This window comes from Enterococcus sp. DIV0756 (genome assembly GCF_051710745.1).
In the GTDB taxonomy this organism is placed as follows: Bacteria; Bacillota; Bacilli; order Lactobacillales; family Enterococcaceae; genus Enterococcus_A.
This window is the reverse complement of record NZ_JBIOLF010000001.1, coordinates 2927236-2942284: the sequence shown is the minus strand read 5'-3', so window position 1 is coordinate 2942284 and position 15049 is coordinate 2927236. Positions and strand designations below refer to the sequence as shown.

The 15049-nt window shown below is 41.1% G+C and carries 14 protein-coding genes; 13 read left to right on the top strand and 1 reads right to left on the bottom strand.

Annotation, left to right across the window (positions count from 1 at the left end):
• Positions 1-210: 210 nt before the first annotated feature.
• A complete protein-coding gene (locus IGI44_RS14065) occupies positions 211-1296 on the top strand; it encodes a hypothetical protein (RefSeq protein WP_438788385.1) in 1086 nt (361 codons plus the stop codon).
• A 226-nt stretch (positions 1297-1522) separates the two neighbouring features.
• On the opposite strand, the gene IGI44_RS14060 is transcribed toward IGI44_RS14065, so the two are convergent.
• Positions 1523-2800: a replication-associated recombination protein A gene (locus IGI44_RS14060; RefSeq protein WP_438788383.1), complete on the bottom strand. Its 1278-nt coding sequence runs from the start codon at positions 2798-2800 to the stop codon at positions 1523-1525.
• Between the two features lie 194 nt (positions 2801-2994).
• Between IGI44_RS14060 and IGI44_RS14055 the strand changes: the two genes are divergently transcribed.
• The 12 genes from IGI44_RS14055 (at position 2995) to metG (ending at position 14872) form a co-directional block, all read left to right on the top strand.
• A complete protein-coding gene (locus IGI44_RS14055; RefSeq protein WP_438788382.1) occupies positions 2995-3621 on the top strand; it encodes a DNA-3-methyladenine glycosylase in 627 nt (208 codons plus the stop codon).
• 2 nt (positions 3622-3623) lie between these two features.
• A complete protein-coding gene (locus tag IGI44_RS14050) occupies positions 3624-4100 on the top strand; it encodes a DUF3013 family protein (RefSeq protein ID WP_438788380.1) in 477 nt (158 codons plus the stop codon).
• Positions 4101-4112: 12 nt separating this feature from the next.
• Positions 4113-5060 (top strand): 50S ribosomal protein L11 methyltransferase, encoded by a 948-nt coding sequence (prmA, locus tag IGI44_RS14045; RefSeq protein ID WP_438788379.1) that lies wholly within the window; start codon positions 4113-4115, stop codon positions 5058-5060.
• A 1-nt stretch (position 5061) separates the two neighbouring features.
• Positions 5062-5805, top strand: coding sequence for a 16S rRNA (uracil(1498)-N(3))-methyltransferase (locus tag IGI44_RS14040; protein WP_438788378.1), 744 nt, complete (start codon positions 5062-5064; stop codon positions 5803-5805).
• Positions 5806-5877: 72 nt separating this feature from the next.
• On the top strand, positions 5878-8085 hold the full coding sequence (locus IGI44_RS14035; RefSeq protein ID WP_438788377.1) for a RelA/SpoT family protein: 2208 nt from the start codon (positions 5878-5880) through the stop codon (positions 8083-8085).
• A gap of 10 nt (positions 8086-8095) precedes the next feature.
• Positions 8096-8542, top strand: a complete 447-nt coding sequence (dtd, locus tag IGI44_RS14030; protein ID WP_438788375.1) for a D-aminoacyl-tRNA deacylase — start codon at positions 8096-8098, stop codon at positions 8540-8542.
• A gap of 131 nt (positions 8543-8673) precedes the next feature.
• Complete coding sequence (gene fumC / locus IGI44_RS14025) at positions 8674-10056, top strand: class II fumarate hydratase (RefSeq protein ID WP_438788373.1); 1383 nt, start codon at positions 8674-8676, stop codon at positions 10054-10056.
• Positions 10043-11212 (top strand): NAD(P)-dependent malic enzyme, encoded by a 1170-nt coding sequence (locus IGI44_RS14020; protein WP_438788372.1) that lies wholly within the window; start codon positions 10043-10045, stop codon positions 11210-11212. The genes fumC and IGI44_RS14020 overlap by 14 nt, the downstream gene beginning before the upstream one ends.
• 102 nt (positions 11213-11314) lie before the next feature.
• Positions 11315-11830, top strand: a complete 516-nt coding sequence (locus tag IGI44_RS14015; RefSeq protein ID WP_438788371.1) for a helix-turn-helix domain-containing protein — start codon at positions 11315-11317, stop codon at positions 11828-11830.
• A gap of 15 nt (positions 11831-11845) precedes the next feature.
• The gene (locus IGI44_RS14010; protein WP_438788370.1) at positions 11846-12190 is read left to right on the top strand and encodes a DUF2200 domain-containing protein; all 345 of its coding nucleotides are present in this window, start codon (positions 11846-11848) and stop codon (positions 12188-12190) included.
• A 104-nt stretch (positions 12191-12294) separates the two neighbouring features.
• On the top strand, positions 12295-12702 hold the full coding sequence (locus tag IGI44_RS14005) for a hypothetical protein (RefSeq protein ID WP_438788369.1): 408 nt from the start codon (positions 12295-12297) through the stop codon (positions 12700-12702).
• Between the two features lie 160 nt (positions 12703-12862).
• Positions 12863-14872, top strand: coding sequence for a methionine--tRNA ligase (gene metG, locus IGI44_RS14000; protein ID WP_438788367.1), 2010 nt, complete (start codon positions 12863-12865; stop codon positions 14870-14872).
• The last annotated feature ends 177 nt before the right edge of the window (positions 14873-15049 follow it).

The window sequence follows — 15049 nt, the reverse complement described above, 5'->3', positions numbered from 1 at the left end:
GCTAATTACAGTTATTTTTTGTTCTCTATTTAGTATTTTGTAATTGTGTTGATAGGTGATAATTACTTGTATTACCCAAATCATTTAATTTTTCTAAAAATGTTTGCCAATCCAGCCTATTTACACACCAGTTATTTAACTGGTACTCTATCAATATAAAAAAGTATGTAATCATATTCTGTTAAAGTGAAAAATGAAAGGGTGTTCAGCATGGAACTAGTCAAATTGGATTTTATTCAGATTTTTGGAAGAATGACCAAGGAAAATCTTATGAAAAGAGTTCGGCAGTATTTCGAACAAACCCAAAATGCTTCAAAGGTCGTGGAAGCACTTGTTGCTATCCTGCTGAGGAACGCTTTGTGCCGTAATGATTACTCTGTTGATCTGCTGACGGACCTTATTCGCCAAATATTCCTTACAACAGAACCAAATGATACCTTGCGGAAGCATTGCGTGTATTTTGAAAAATTCTTCTCGGGGAAAAAGGCGGATGGTAAAAAGGAATGGATGACTGTTATCGACCGGCTTTTCATGAATGAGACAGAATACCGCGAATTTACCAAGGAAACACGTAGATATAAAGAACTTTTAGAGAAGATGACCAGCGAAGAGCCTGAAATTTCTGAATTTACCTTTGATATCGTATCAACTTTTACAGACGCCAGTGGAAAAAAGAGTAAATGGACCCTGCGCGATACGAAGGGAATTTCCGAAGATTCACCGAATAAAGCTGATGAAGTTGCTGAGTTATTGCCTATTATGACAACTTTGACGATTTTCCAGAACGCTAAAGGAATTCGTCGTTTTACAGAATTTTTAGAATATGAAAGTCCTCTAAGACGCAGCGGTGTGAAGCGCAAAGCTAAGAAGACTCAACAAAATCAGAAGGAGGAGTCTGCCCAAACATCTTTGACTCCACCCCCAACAAACAGCACACATTTAACACTTGATTCTACTATTGATAGCAGCACCCCCAAAAAAAACGTCAACCCCGTTCCTGTAGTAAGTGGCGCCGGTACAAACAAGCTGTCCTATGAGAAGTACATGGATAAAGAAGAGGCGAAGTACCAGCTGACGCAAGCCGCGCTGCAGACGGAGCCAAAAGGATGTTCCGCCGCACCTAATCCCGTCGTTCCAGAGCAGCCTCCTACCTCAAAAGTCGCCAACAAGCCACAGAATAAAGCTTCCTCTTCCCCGAATAAGGGTAAAAGTAAAGGACAGATTCAGCTAGAGACTAAGAAGAAAAAGAAGAAAAAGAAAAGTGGAAAGAATAAGAAGGGCAAGAAATGGAAGTGACACCTAGGTGCTTGTATTTCTATAGGTGAGTATTCAGAGCGTTCGATGAAAAAATTCGTAGAATGATCACGCTTATTTAGTATGGGGAAAAGTTCGAATATGGCAGGTTTATTTGTGATGCTCAAAAGCAGATATGATTTGAATAACGAAAAAAGTGAGTACCCCAGTACCCACTTTTCGTAGTGTATTCAATTCTTAAAAGGGAACCTTACTTAATTGAAGTCCCTTACTTTTTCTTCTTCCATTCTTCAATGCGCTGGTATTGCTGACCAAGTGCTTGTTCATATTTACCAGTGGACTTTGGTTCGTAGTAATGGGCATCCTTGATCTTATCAGGTAGATATTGCTGATCGACCCAAGCATTTTCAAAGCTATGGGGATATTGATAACCGATGCCGCGATCCAAAGCTTTGGCTCCTTTGTAATGACTGTCGCGCAAATGATCCGGCACCTCACCAGCATTGCCCATGCGAATATCTGTGATCGCTGCATCCAAGGCTGCGTAGGCCGAATTGGACTTGGGCGAAAGACAGAGGTCAACGACGGCGTTTGCCAGAGGAATCCGTGCTTCGGGAAAGCCTAATTTTTCGGCGGCTTGGACTGCTTGCACCGTTCGAGCGGCAGCAGGCGGATTTCCTAAGCCGATATCTTCATAGCCAATGACCATTAAGCGACGACAAATAATCGGGAGGTCGCCGGCTTCGACCAATCGTCCAAGATAATGGAGCGCCGCGTTAACATCACTGCCGCGAATCGACTTTTGAAAGGCTGAGATCACATCATAATGGGCATCGCCATCTTTATCGTGGGTCAGGGCTTTTCGCTGTACACACTCTTCAATGATTGAAAGAGTTAAATGGATCTTCCCCTCATCATTTTTCGGCGTGGATTTCGTAGCTAATTCCAAGCCGTTCAAGGCACTTCTCAAGTCACCATTGGTCGCACGTGCTAAATGCTTCAATGCCTCTTCATCCAGTTCAACTGGGTATTCTCCGAGTCCGCGTTCTTCATCTTCCAATGCCGACTTTACGGCTGTGATAATATCATCCTCGTCTAAGGGCTTTACTTCAAAAATCTGTGTCCGGCTGCGAATCGCAGGATTAATCGTGATATAGGGATTTTCCGTTGTGGCACCGATCATAATGATCCGACCACTTTCTAAATGAGGCAGCAGGAAATCTTGTTTGGTTTTGTCTAAACGATGAACTTCATCTAGTAATAAAATGACTGTGCCGCTCATTTTTGCTTCTTCGGCGACAATCTGCAAATCTTTCTTGGTATCGGTTGCCGCATTCAGCATCCGAAAAGCGTAGTTGGTTGAACCAGCGATCGCGCTGGCGATACTGGTTTTTCCTGTGCCCGGTGGTCCATATAAAATCATCGAAGAAAGCATCCGTGCTTCGACCATCCGGCGAATGATTTTCCCCGATCCAACTAACTGCTGCTGTCCGACAACTTCATCTAAGTTGCGAGGACGCATGCGATAGGCTAAAGGCTGTTGCATAAGGAACCTCCTTTTTTGAAATTGATTTATTATAGTGGTATACAAGCCCACTTTCAATTAACAATAGAGAATAGGACTATTAATGAGCAAATGTATGTTCTCATTATAGCATTATTCCTTTGTGTTTGCTGAGTTTTGATCGCTGGGCGTAGCGTGTGGCAGGATTATTGTGTATCATGTAGAAGGTGAGGAAAATGGAGCAAGTAATCAATTATTTTAATACGGAATCAACGGAGAATATCGCCAAATACTTACTAGGTATGTATTTAGAGCACGAGACATCCGAGGGGAAATTAGGCGGTTATATTGTCGATTGTGAAGCCTATCTTGGCCCTGATGATGAGGCGGCCCATAGCTACGGCATGCGTGATACGCCCCGAGTTCGAGCGATGTATGAAAAACCGGGAACAATCTATTTATATACGATGCATACGCATTTGATATTGAACATGATCACACAGCCTGTGGGAATGCCGCAGGGAGTGATGATTCGGGGATTCGAACCAGTGGAAGGCATGGAGCAAATGATTCTGAATCGTCATGGCAGAATGGGTGCTGCCGTTTCGGATGGCCCGGGAAAATTGGTTGAAGCGCTGGGAATCACTCGTGACTTATATGGCGAATCGATTTTTTCTAGTTCGCTGCATCTTGTTCCAGAAAAAAGACGAATCCCTAAACAGATCGACGCACTTCCCCGCATTGGTATTCCTAATAAGGGCGTTTGGACAGAAAAACCGCTGCGCTTTGTTGTTCGTGGTAACCCATACATAACCAATCAACGAAAGAATTTAATAGAAGAAAATAATGGCTGGAGGAATTAAAAATGGCAAAAGAAACCATGGTGACTTATTTAGACAATTATTTAAACAAGAAAATCCCTGATTATGAGCTAGCACTGGATTGGGATACGCGTAATCATAGTTTCGAGATCGCATTTCGGATTTATGGTGAAAATAAAGGACAAGTTGAGATCGATGATGTGGATGGCGTGGCTTCCGAAGAAGAGATTATTGAATTTGAAGATGCGATTTTATTGGTTGATCCTGATAAATCGAGCTACGATCCAGATGACTTTTTAGCGGTAATCCCTTATGAAGGCAAAAAAGGCATGAAGAAAAATGAATTGACGGCAGTTGTTGACTATTTAAAAGAGGTGATCGAAGAAGGACAAAGTGATTTGCTGGACTTCTTGGCAGATGATAGTGACGATGCGATTTTTGAAATGACATGGGACGATGCTGTATTTAAAGCATTAATCAAACCAACTGACAGCAGCTATTTGCCGTATCCAAGTTATTAAGGGGAGAAAATAATGAAGTGGAATGAAGTGAAAGTAACAACAGAAAGTGAGGCAGTCGAGGCTGTTTCGAATATTTTAATGGAAGCTGGCGCATCGGGTGTCGCGATCGAAGATGCGTTGGACTTTGAGAATTATCAAGAAGACCAGTACGGAGAGCTTTTGGATAAGAAAACATTTTCTAGTTTAACGGAGGGTGCCATTGTGATGGCTTATTTCCCAGAAACGATTTTCTTGCCGGAAATCTTGCCTTTCATTAAAACGAAGATCGAAAAATTACCAGAGTACGGATTGAATATTGGTAAAAATATCGTGGAAGTCAGCGAAGTGGAAGAAAGTGATTGGGCAACGGCTTGGAAAAAGTATTATCATCCTGTACGCGTGACGCGTTATTTGACGATTGTACCAAGTTGGGAAAATTATGAAGCCCAACATGAAGATGAGAAAATTATTACGCTAGATCCTGGCATGGCTTTCGGAACAGGGACGCATCCAACCACAAATCTGACCTTACAAGCATTAGAAACAGTGCTTCGTGGTGGGGAAACAGTTTTGGATGTCGGAACTGGCTCTGGTGTACTGAGTATCGCCAGCTCACTTTATGGAGCGAAGACTATTTATGCCTATGACTTAGATGAAGTAGCTGTTCGTTCGGCACAGGAAAATGTGGATCTAAATGCGAATACGGAAAATATCCATGTATCAGCAAACGATCTATTGGTGGGCGTAGAGCAAGAGGCCGATGTCATTGTGGCGAATATCTTAGCGGATATCATTGTTTTGATGATTGAAGATGCATGGCGTTTATTGAAACCAGATGGCACATTCATCGTTTCAGGTATCATCGAAGATAAAAAAGACATGGTACTGGAAGAGATGTATGCACAAGGGTTTGAAGTGGATCGAATCTTCCAACAGAAGGATTGGTTCGCGCTCATTTTGAAGAAACCAGAGGAAGACTAACATGCAGCGCTATTTTATTGATCAAGCTTATCAGCCAACTATAGAAGTTAGCGGGGAGCCGCATCATCATATGTCTCGGGTGATGCGCATGTCTGTGGACGATCACGTTTTTCTCGTTTTTAATGATCAAACGGCCATTAAAGCCAAAATCACTGCAATCGATAGTGACAAGGTGACCTTAATAGAAGTAGAAAAAGAGAGTTTGCAGCGAGAGTTACCGATTCATATTACGATCGCCAGTGGTTTTCCAAAAGGAGAAAAATTGGAATTGATCGTGCAAAAAGGGACGGAACTTGGGGCGTATGATTTTATCGCCTTTCCTGGAGAAAGTTCCGTAGCAAAATGGGATGCCAAGAAGCAGAAAAAGAAGCAGCAACGCTTGAATAAAATCGCTCTGGAAGCAGCAGAACAATCCCATCGCCAAGCACTTCCGACAGTCAACTTCACTTCAGAAAAAGAGTTGATCGCAGGATTTTCTGACTATGATGCGGTGCTGATCGCTTATGAAGAATCTGCGAAACAGGGCGAGCAAGCACAATTAGTACAAACCTTTCAGGTGCTTGAGGCAGGTCAGAAGCTATTGGTGGTGTTTGGTCCAGAAGGTGGGCTAACGCCAAGCGAAATTGAAAAATTCCAGGCTGCTGGCGCGAAGCTTTGCGGTTTAGGACCGCGAATTTTGCGGACAGAAACGGCGCCGTTTTATCTTTTAAGTGCGGCTAGTTTTTATTATGAGCTACAGCACTGATTTGATTGAAAAAGCTTACGAGAGTCTGTATAATAAGAACAATCATTTTCAGAAAACAAGGGGGAACGTCACATGGCAAAAGAAGTTGAATTGACCGGTCCTGACGTCATCAGGATGGTTAGTACGTACATGGGAAAAGAGCACGTGGCGTTTGTACAAAAGGCTTACGACTTTGCATATGAAGCCCATAAGCCTCAGATTCGAAAATCAGGGGAGCCTTACATTATTCATCCAATTCAAGTTGCAGGGATTTTAGCAGACTTACATATGGATCCTCACACGGTTGCAACAGGTTTCTTACACGATGTTGTTGAAGATACGCCTGTAACATTAGAGGATTTGAAAGTTGAATTTGGTGATGACGTGGCTTCGCTAGTTGATGGCGTAACCAAATTAGGGAAAATCAAATACAAGTCTCATGAAGAACAATTAGCGGAAAATCACCGAAAAATGCTCTTAGCGATGGCCCAAGATTTACGGGTGATTATGGTTAAATTGGCCGATCGTTTACACAATATGCGGACACTGAAATACCTACGTGACGATAAGCAACGAAGAATTGCCCGCGAGACACTGGAAATCTATGCTCCGTTAGCTGATCGACTAGGGATGAGCCGGATTAAATGGGAGCTTGAAGATACGGCTTTGCGCTATTTAAATCCGAAACAGTATTACCGAATTGTTCACTTGATGCGCAGCAAACGTGACGAGCGTGAAGGATTTGTCGCAGAAGCTGTGGATGAAATTAAAGAAGCAACGAAAGAATTAGGAATTGAAGGGGATATTTACGGACGGCCCAAGCATATCTATTCAATTTATCGCAAAATGCGTGATCAAAAGAAACAATTCGATGAAATTTATGATTTATTAGCAATTCGTGTAATCGTAGATTCAATTAAGGATTGTTATGCTGTTTTAGGTGCGATTCATACAAAATGGAAACCAATGCCAGGACGCTTCAAAGACTACATCGCGATGCCAAAGGCCAACATGTATCAGTCGCTTCATACGACGATCATCGGACCAAGCGGAAATCCTGTCGAGGTTCAAATTCGGACGCATGAAATGCATCAAATCGCTGAGTTCGGGGTTGCCGCTCACTGGGCTTATAAAGAAGGCAAGACGGATAAGCAGGAAACAACGCAAGATAACAAGCAGTTAGATTGGTTCCGTGAGATCATTGAGCTTCAAGATGAAAGCTACGATGCGTCTGAATTTATGGAAAGCGTCAAGGGCGATATCTTTAGCGATAAGGTTTATGTGTTTACGCCAAAAGGCGATGTGACGGAGTTGCCGAAGGGCTCGGGACCTTTGGATTTTGCCTACAGTATCCATACCGATGTCGGTAATAAAACCACTGGAGCCAAGGTCAATGGCAAAATGGTACAGTTGGATTATAAACTGAAAAATGGCGATATCATTGAGATCATGACTTCTGCCAATTCCTTTGGACCAAGTCGTGACTGGCTAAATTTAGTAAAAACCAGTAAAGCTAAAAATAAAATCAAACGGTTCTTCAAGACACAGGATCGGGAAGAAAATGTTACAAAAGGTCACGATGCAGTTGTTAAATGTATTAATGATCTGGGATTTGTACCAAAAGAAATGCTGACGAAAGACAAACTTTCAGAAGTGTTGGATAAGTTCAATTTCCATAGTGAAGAAGATTTATATGCAGCGATTGGATTTGGTGAGATAAGTGCGTTGACATTTGCTAATCGTTTGACTGAAAAAGAACGTCGGGAACAAATGAAGCAAAAGCAGCGTGATGCTGTGGATGAGATGGTCAATAATCCTAAAGAACCTGAAAAAATCAAGGTTCGTCATGAAGGCGGCATTGTTATTCAAGGGATTGACAATCTATTGATTCGCATCAGTCACTGTTGCAATCCTGTTCCAGGTGATAATATCGTCGGATATATCACAAAGGGGCGTGGGATCTCGATCCACCGTACGGACTGTCCGAATATTACGAAGCAAAAAGATATCCAACAACGCTTGATTGAAGTGGAATGGGAAGATACTACAAATTCTGTTCAAGAGTATAATGCAGATTTGGAAATCTATGGCTTCAATCGCGATGGCCTATTAAACGATGTATTGAACATTGTCAGTGGTATGACAAAAAAACTAGTCAGTGTTGAAGCGAAACCCACAAAAGATCGCTTAGCAGTCATTAATTTGACATTCAAAATTCAAAACTTAAATCATTTGTATTCGATTGTTGATAAGGTGAAGACCGTTCCGGATGTTTACAGCGTAAAACGGACGAAAGGGTAGGAGATTTTTTATGCGAGCAGTTATTCAACGAGTGAGTGAAGCAAGCGTGACGATTGATAATGAAGTTATCGGTAAGATCGATCGCGGTTTTATGATTCTTTTGGGGATTCATGAAGAGGACACAAAAGCAGATGCAGATTATTTAATTCGCAAGATTCCTTTACTACGTATCTTTGAAGATGCGGAAGGAAAAATGAATCAGTCTCTTCAGGATGTTGAGGGGAGCGTCTTAAGTGTTTCGCAATTTACTTTGTACGCCGATACCAAAAAGGGCAATCGCCCAAGTTTTGTGAAGGCGGCACGTCCTGAAACAGCGATCCCTTTATATGAATATTTTAACGAAGGACTGCGTCAAGCAGGTCTGACAGTCGAGACTGGGGAATTCGGTGGCGATATGGATGTTGCATTAGTCAATGATGGACCAGTTACGATTCTTTTTGATACAAGAGATAAATAACGAACGAAGTACAAAAGTTTAATCGCTTTTGTACTTTTTTTGTATCCATTTCCGTATAAATAAGAGATAATTGTACAAAATAGGAGAATAAGTCTTTCAGTTCCTCCTAATATAAACAAGGAGTCGAATGTATGAAAACACGAACAGAATATGATTCAATGGGTCCAATTGAAGTGCCAAAAGAGGCTTGGTGGGGAGCGCAAACCGAGCGGAGCCGCCAAAATTTTAAGATTGGCGGTGAAAAGATGCCGCCAGAATTATTGCGTGCACTTGTATTAGTCAAAAAAATGGCAGCCGTTGCCAATCAAAGAACGGGAAAATTGGCTGCTGAAAAATCATTGGCTATTCAACATGCGGCTGATCTATTATTAAAGGGTGAAAACTGGGATGAATTTCCTTTGGTAGTTTGGCAAACGGGTAGTGGTACTCAAAGTAACATGAATGCCAATGAAGTGATTGCCCACTTGGCAAGTCAAAAGGATCTAATCATTCATCCAAACGATGATGTGAATATGTCTCAAAGCTCAAACGACGTCTTTCCAACGGCGCTGCACATTGCAGGTACATTTGTAATCGAGCAAAATTTACTACCAGCAATCCATGAAATGATTGGTGTGTTGGAGGAATTAGAAGAGAAGAATCAACAGGTGATCAAGATCGGTCGGACCCATTTGCAGGATGCAACGCCAGTGACTTTTGCGCAGGAAGTTAGCGGTTGGCGCTCTGCTTTGGAACATAATGAAAATATGCTGATCAATAGTTTAGCTGAATTGCGTCAGCTGGCAATTGGCGGAACGGCTGTTGGAACAGGTTTAAATGCTTCAAAAGCTTATGAAAGAGCATTTATTGAGGCATTAAATGAAGAAACTGGCATCCATTTTATTGGAGAAACCAATAAATTTCATGCGCTAGCCAATCGCGATGCGGTTGTCTATGTTAGCGGTGCGTTAAAAGCATTAGCGGCGAATTGCATGAAAATGGCCAATGATATTCGGTGGTTAGCAAGTGGTCCTCGTAGTGGCTTAGGGGAAATTACGCTCCCAGCGAACGAGCCTGGCAGCTCGATTATGCCTGGTAAGGTAAATCCGACACAATGCGAAGCGTTGGCGATGGTTGCGGTACAAGTAATGGGGAATGATACAGCCATTGGTATTGCTGCTTCACAAGGAAATTTTGAGTTAAATGTTTATTTACCGCTAATCGCTTTCGATCTTTTACAGAGTGTTCGCCTATTGACCGATGCGCTTCATTCCTTTAGTGATAACTGCTTAAAAGGCTTGGTTGTAAATAAGGAGCGGATGGCTGACTTATTGGAACAGTCTTTGATGTTGGTAACAGCTTTGAATACGCATATCGGCTATGACAAAGGTGCCGAGATTGCGAAGAAAGCTTTTAATGAAGGAACAACGCTGAAGAAAGCCGCATTATCATTAGGATATGTGACAGAGGAAGAATATCAGAACTGGGTTCGTCCGGAAAAAATGATTGGAGAGAATTTTGATGACTATTTATGATGAAGCCTTAACTGCACATGAAAAATGGCATGGAAAGATTGAAGTAACTAGCAGGGCTAAAGTACGTAATAAACAGGATCTCTCTTTAGCCTATACTCCCGGTGTAGCTGAACCATGTCGAAAAATTGCTGAAGATAAAAATAAAGCGTATGACTATACTTGGAAACGTAATAGTGTCGCTGTGGTAACAGATGGTACGGCGGTTTTGGGCTTAGGGGATATCGGGCCGGAGGCAGCGTTACCAGTGATGGAAGGGAAAGCGCTGCTGTTCAAAGAGTTTGCGGATATTGATGCCGTACCGATTTGTTTAGACACAAAAGATCCGCAGGAAATCATTCAGATTGTTAAAGCGATTGCGCCTACTTTTGGTGGAATCAACTTAGAAGATATTAGTGCGCCACGTTGTGTTGAGATTGAACGTGCGTTGATCGAAGCATTGGACATCCCAGTTTTTCACGATGATCAGCATGGAACGGCTGTTGTCGTAACTGCTGCCTTGATCAATGCGCTGAAGCTGGTTAAAAAGGAAGCGAAAGATTTGAAGGTCGTGATATCGGGAACAGGCGCGGCCGGCAGTGCAATTATCCATATGTTGGTTGATCTTGGGGTAAAAACTATTATCGCCTTTAATAAAGATAGCGCTTTGAATGAAAAAATGGCAAATGCGACCTTTGTAGAAAAAGAAATACTAGAATTGATTACGCCAAAAGATTTTTCTGGTACGATGGCGGAAGCCTTTGTTGATGCCGATGTTTTCATTGGTGTTTCTGCTCCGAATCTAGTTACTAAAGAAATGATCGCATCGATGAATGAAGGAAACATTGTCTTTCCGATGGCCAACCCCGAACCAGAGATTACTTATGCCGAAGCGATCGCTGGCGGTGCTTCAGTTGTGGGAACGGGTCGTTCAGATTTTCCAAATCAAATTAATAATGTTTTAGCTTTTCCAGGCTTATTCCGAGGAGCGTTTACTGCTGAGGCGAAAAAAATTACCTCGCGGATGAAATTAGCTTGCGCACATGCAATAGCAGACTCGATTCCAAACAGCGAACTGAATTCAGACTACATCATTCCTTCTGCTTTTGATGAAAATGTGGTGGATTTGATTACCATGAAGGTCGCCGAGGCAGCTAGGAAAGATGGCGTAACACGTTAATACAAATGCTGTTAGATCAAGGGAGGAAAGAACTTTCTATCGACATTCTTGTGCTGTTACCGTAGTTTAAAATTATTAAATCCAACTTTTGAAGGTGAGCAGATGGAAATTAGTCAACGGATCAAAGTAGAACGTCAAACAGCAAAATGGACACAGGAAGATTTAGCAGATAAGATCTTTGTATCGAAACGAACCATTTCAAATTGGGAAACCGGGAAGACCGTGCCTGATATTGAAAGTATCTTGCTTCTGGCAAAAGTATTTCATGTCTCGTTAGATGATCTTTTGTTTAAAAATTCAGTCGTGGTGAAAGAAATCAAGCGGAAAGAAGAAATTGTAAACTTATCATGGGTGTACTTTATAGGCCCAGTCTTAACCGCGGTTCTTTTGATCATAATGATGTATTCACTATCAGAAATGAGTAATACTGGAGTCGTGGCTTTTATCGGTGCGGCTTCACTATCAAATCTTTTTACGTTATGCGTATTTAAAGGCAAACTTGCCCAGTTAAAAGGCAATGAAGAGAAATTCAAAAAAGAGCTTAAACAAATGAAAATGGTTGGAATAGTTACGCTTATACTCGCCTGTTTGTTTACGATCGCTTTGCATTTTATTTAGAGAAGAGGTCCTTAAATGAGTAAGATATTCAAAATGAGCTTTGGTTCGATCTATCCACTGTATCTTCAAAAGATCGAAAAAAAGGGTCGCAGTAAGGAAGAATTAGATCAAGTTATTTATTGGTTAACCGGATATGATGAAAAAGGACTGCAAAAGCAAATTGATTCAGGGAATGATATGGAAACTTTTTTTGCGGAAGTTCCAGAATTGAATGAAAACGTCTCTTTGATCAAAGGCGTAATCTGCGGCTATCGAGTGGAGGATATTGAAGATCCTTTGATGCAGAAAATCCGTTATATGGACAAATTAGTGGATGAATTAGCTAAAGGGAAAAAGATGGAAAAGATTTTACGAAAATAATTTTGGCAGCGAGTCTTCTTGGATTCGCTGTTTTTTTATAACCTTCTTTATTGAATGCTGTCGTGTTAAACTAGGTGCAGTTAAATAAGAAATGAGGATTTGTGATGGGTCGAAAGTGGCGAGTGATCAATAGACTGGGAAGTATCATTTTTGTGATAGTTGGAATCGCGATGTTCTATATTTCTTACGATAATTGGCAAATGGATCAAGAATTTCTTGCAAGTGCTAAGGGGCGTTCTTTAGGAACGGTCCATATTGAACAAGGCGTTCAGACTGTCAATTTTCCTGAGAATAGTTATGGAGTATCAATTGATGGGAAACGCAAAGAGGGGGAGCAGGTTTACATTTACTATCAAAAAAATAAGCCTTATCGTATCTCAACCTCACCTAACGAATATCAGACAAAACAAGATATTATTAAACCGGTATTAGGTGGTATTTTCTTTATAGGTTACGTCGTGTTGACTCAAGGTTTCTCAAAAAAATATAAAAAACAAGCAAAATTTCAATGAATCCGTTCAGAGTTCTAGATTCTTATATAAAGGATCGATAAGTAAGCTTTCTTTTTTATAGGTGTAAATAGAAAAAAGCCTATTTAATGGTAGGAATTTTAAAACCCCATATGGTTTTGTGGTATACTACGTAGGAATCTATTTTTAAAGGAGGAGCCTCATGGCAGAGAAAGATACATTTTATATTACCACGCCAATTTATTATCCAAGTGGCAAGCTGCACATTGGGAATTCTTATACAACGATTGCCTGTGATGCGATTGCTCGCTACAAACGCATGATGGGTTTTGACGTGTTTTACTTGACTGGGGTCGATGAACACGGACAAAAAATTGAAAAGAAAGCTGAAGAACTTGGCGTAAATCCACAGGAGTACGTGGATAAGATGGCAACGGATATCAAGAAATTATGGAAGACGTTGGACATCAGTTACGACAAATTTATTCGGACAACGGATGATTACCATCAAGCAGCGGTCAAGAAAATCTTTGATCAATTGTTGGAGCAAGGGGATATTTATCTAGGAGAATACGAAGGCTGGTATTCGGTATCAGATGAAGAATACTTCACTGAAACTCAACTAGATGAAGTTTATCGCGATGAAGAAGGCAACGTGATTGGTGGGAAAGCACCGAGCGGACACGAAGTTGAATTGGTTCGTGAAGAATCTTACTTCTTCAGAATGAGCAAATATGCGGATCGTTTATTGGAATATTATGAAGAACATCCCGAATTTATCCAACCGGAATCGCGTAAAAATGAAATGATCAATAATTTCATTAAACCAGGTTTGGAAGATTTAGCGGTATCACGGACGACCTTCAAATGGGGAATTCCAGTAAATGCGAATCCTGAACACGTGGTTTATGTGTGGATCGACGCATTATCAAACTATATCACAGCATTAGGTTACGGCTCAGATGATGACAGCTTATTCCAAAAGTATTGGCCAGCAAATGTTCAGATGGTTGGTAAGGAAATCGTACGTTTCCACACGATTTATTGGCCAATCATGTTGATGGCCTTAGATTTGCCATTACCAAAGAAAATTTACGGTCATGGTTGGTTAATGATGAAAGACGGGAAAATGTCTAAATCAAAAGGAAACGTCGTTTATCCTGAAATGTTAGTTGAACGTTACGGCTTAGATGCAGTACGTTACTATTTATTAAGAGCGATCCCGTTTGGCTCAGATGGCGTATTTACACCAGAGGATTTTGTTTCTCGAGTAAATTATGATTTAGCCAATGACCTTGGGAACTTGTTGAATCGTACAGTGGCTATGATCAATAAATATTGTGACGGTGCTGTACCGGCTTATAAATCATTAGTCACAGACTTTGATAGCGAGCTATCAACAACGGCCGCAAATGTCGTGAGTCGTTACCGTGAAGCAATGGATAAAATGGAGTTCAACAACGCGTTGGCAGAAGTTTGGACATTGGTTTCTCGTGCGAACAAATATATCGATGAAACAGAACCTTGGGTTTTAGCGAAGGATGAAGAACGCAAAGCGGAACTAGACAGCGTAATGGTTCACTTGGCAGAAAGTTTGAGAATCGTAGCGATTCTTTTACAGCCGATTATGACGCAAACACCAAAACGTATTTTTGAACAATTAGGCCTAAATTCTGACATGATGAATTTAGAAACGATTCATTTCGGTGAATTCCCAGAAAATACGAAGGTAACACCAAAAGGCAAACCAATCTTCCCACGTTTGGATATGGATGAAGAAGTTGCTTATATCAAAGAAAAAATGTCTGAAGGCAGTCAGCCGGAAGAAGAAAAAATCAAATGGAATCCTGAAGAGACAGAACTTGTTTCAGTCAAAGAGAAGGAAATCAAATTTGATGTTTTCGATAAAGTTGAATTAAAAGTCGCAGAAGTCATGGAATGTAAGAAAGTCGAAGGTGCCGACAAATTATTGCAATTCCGCTTAGATGCTGGCGACAAGCAAGATCGTCAAATTTTGTCTGGGATTGCAGAATTTTATGCTGATCCAGAAAGCTTGGTAGGTAAAAAACTAATCATCGTGGCGAACTTGAAACCACGTAAAATGCGTGGCGAAATCAGTCAAGGGATGATTCTTTCAGCAGAAGCACCAGATGGTACGTTGAAAGTCGTAGAAGCACCAGCTGATATGCCTAATGGCGCGATTGTTGGCTAATAATGTCGGAAAGTCCTCGAAACTTCGAGGGCTTTTTGTTTTTGAGATAAAAAAATTAGATATACTCAAGATCATTCGATAGAAGGGTGATTTTATACCGCTTATCGCCATCTTAATTGATTTACTCACACTGGGTGGATACTTTATACAATTAAGCAATGCTCGTTCTGAATTTTA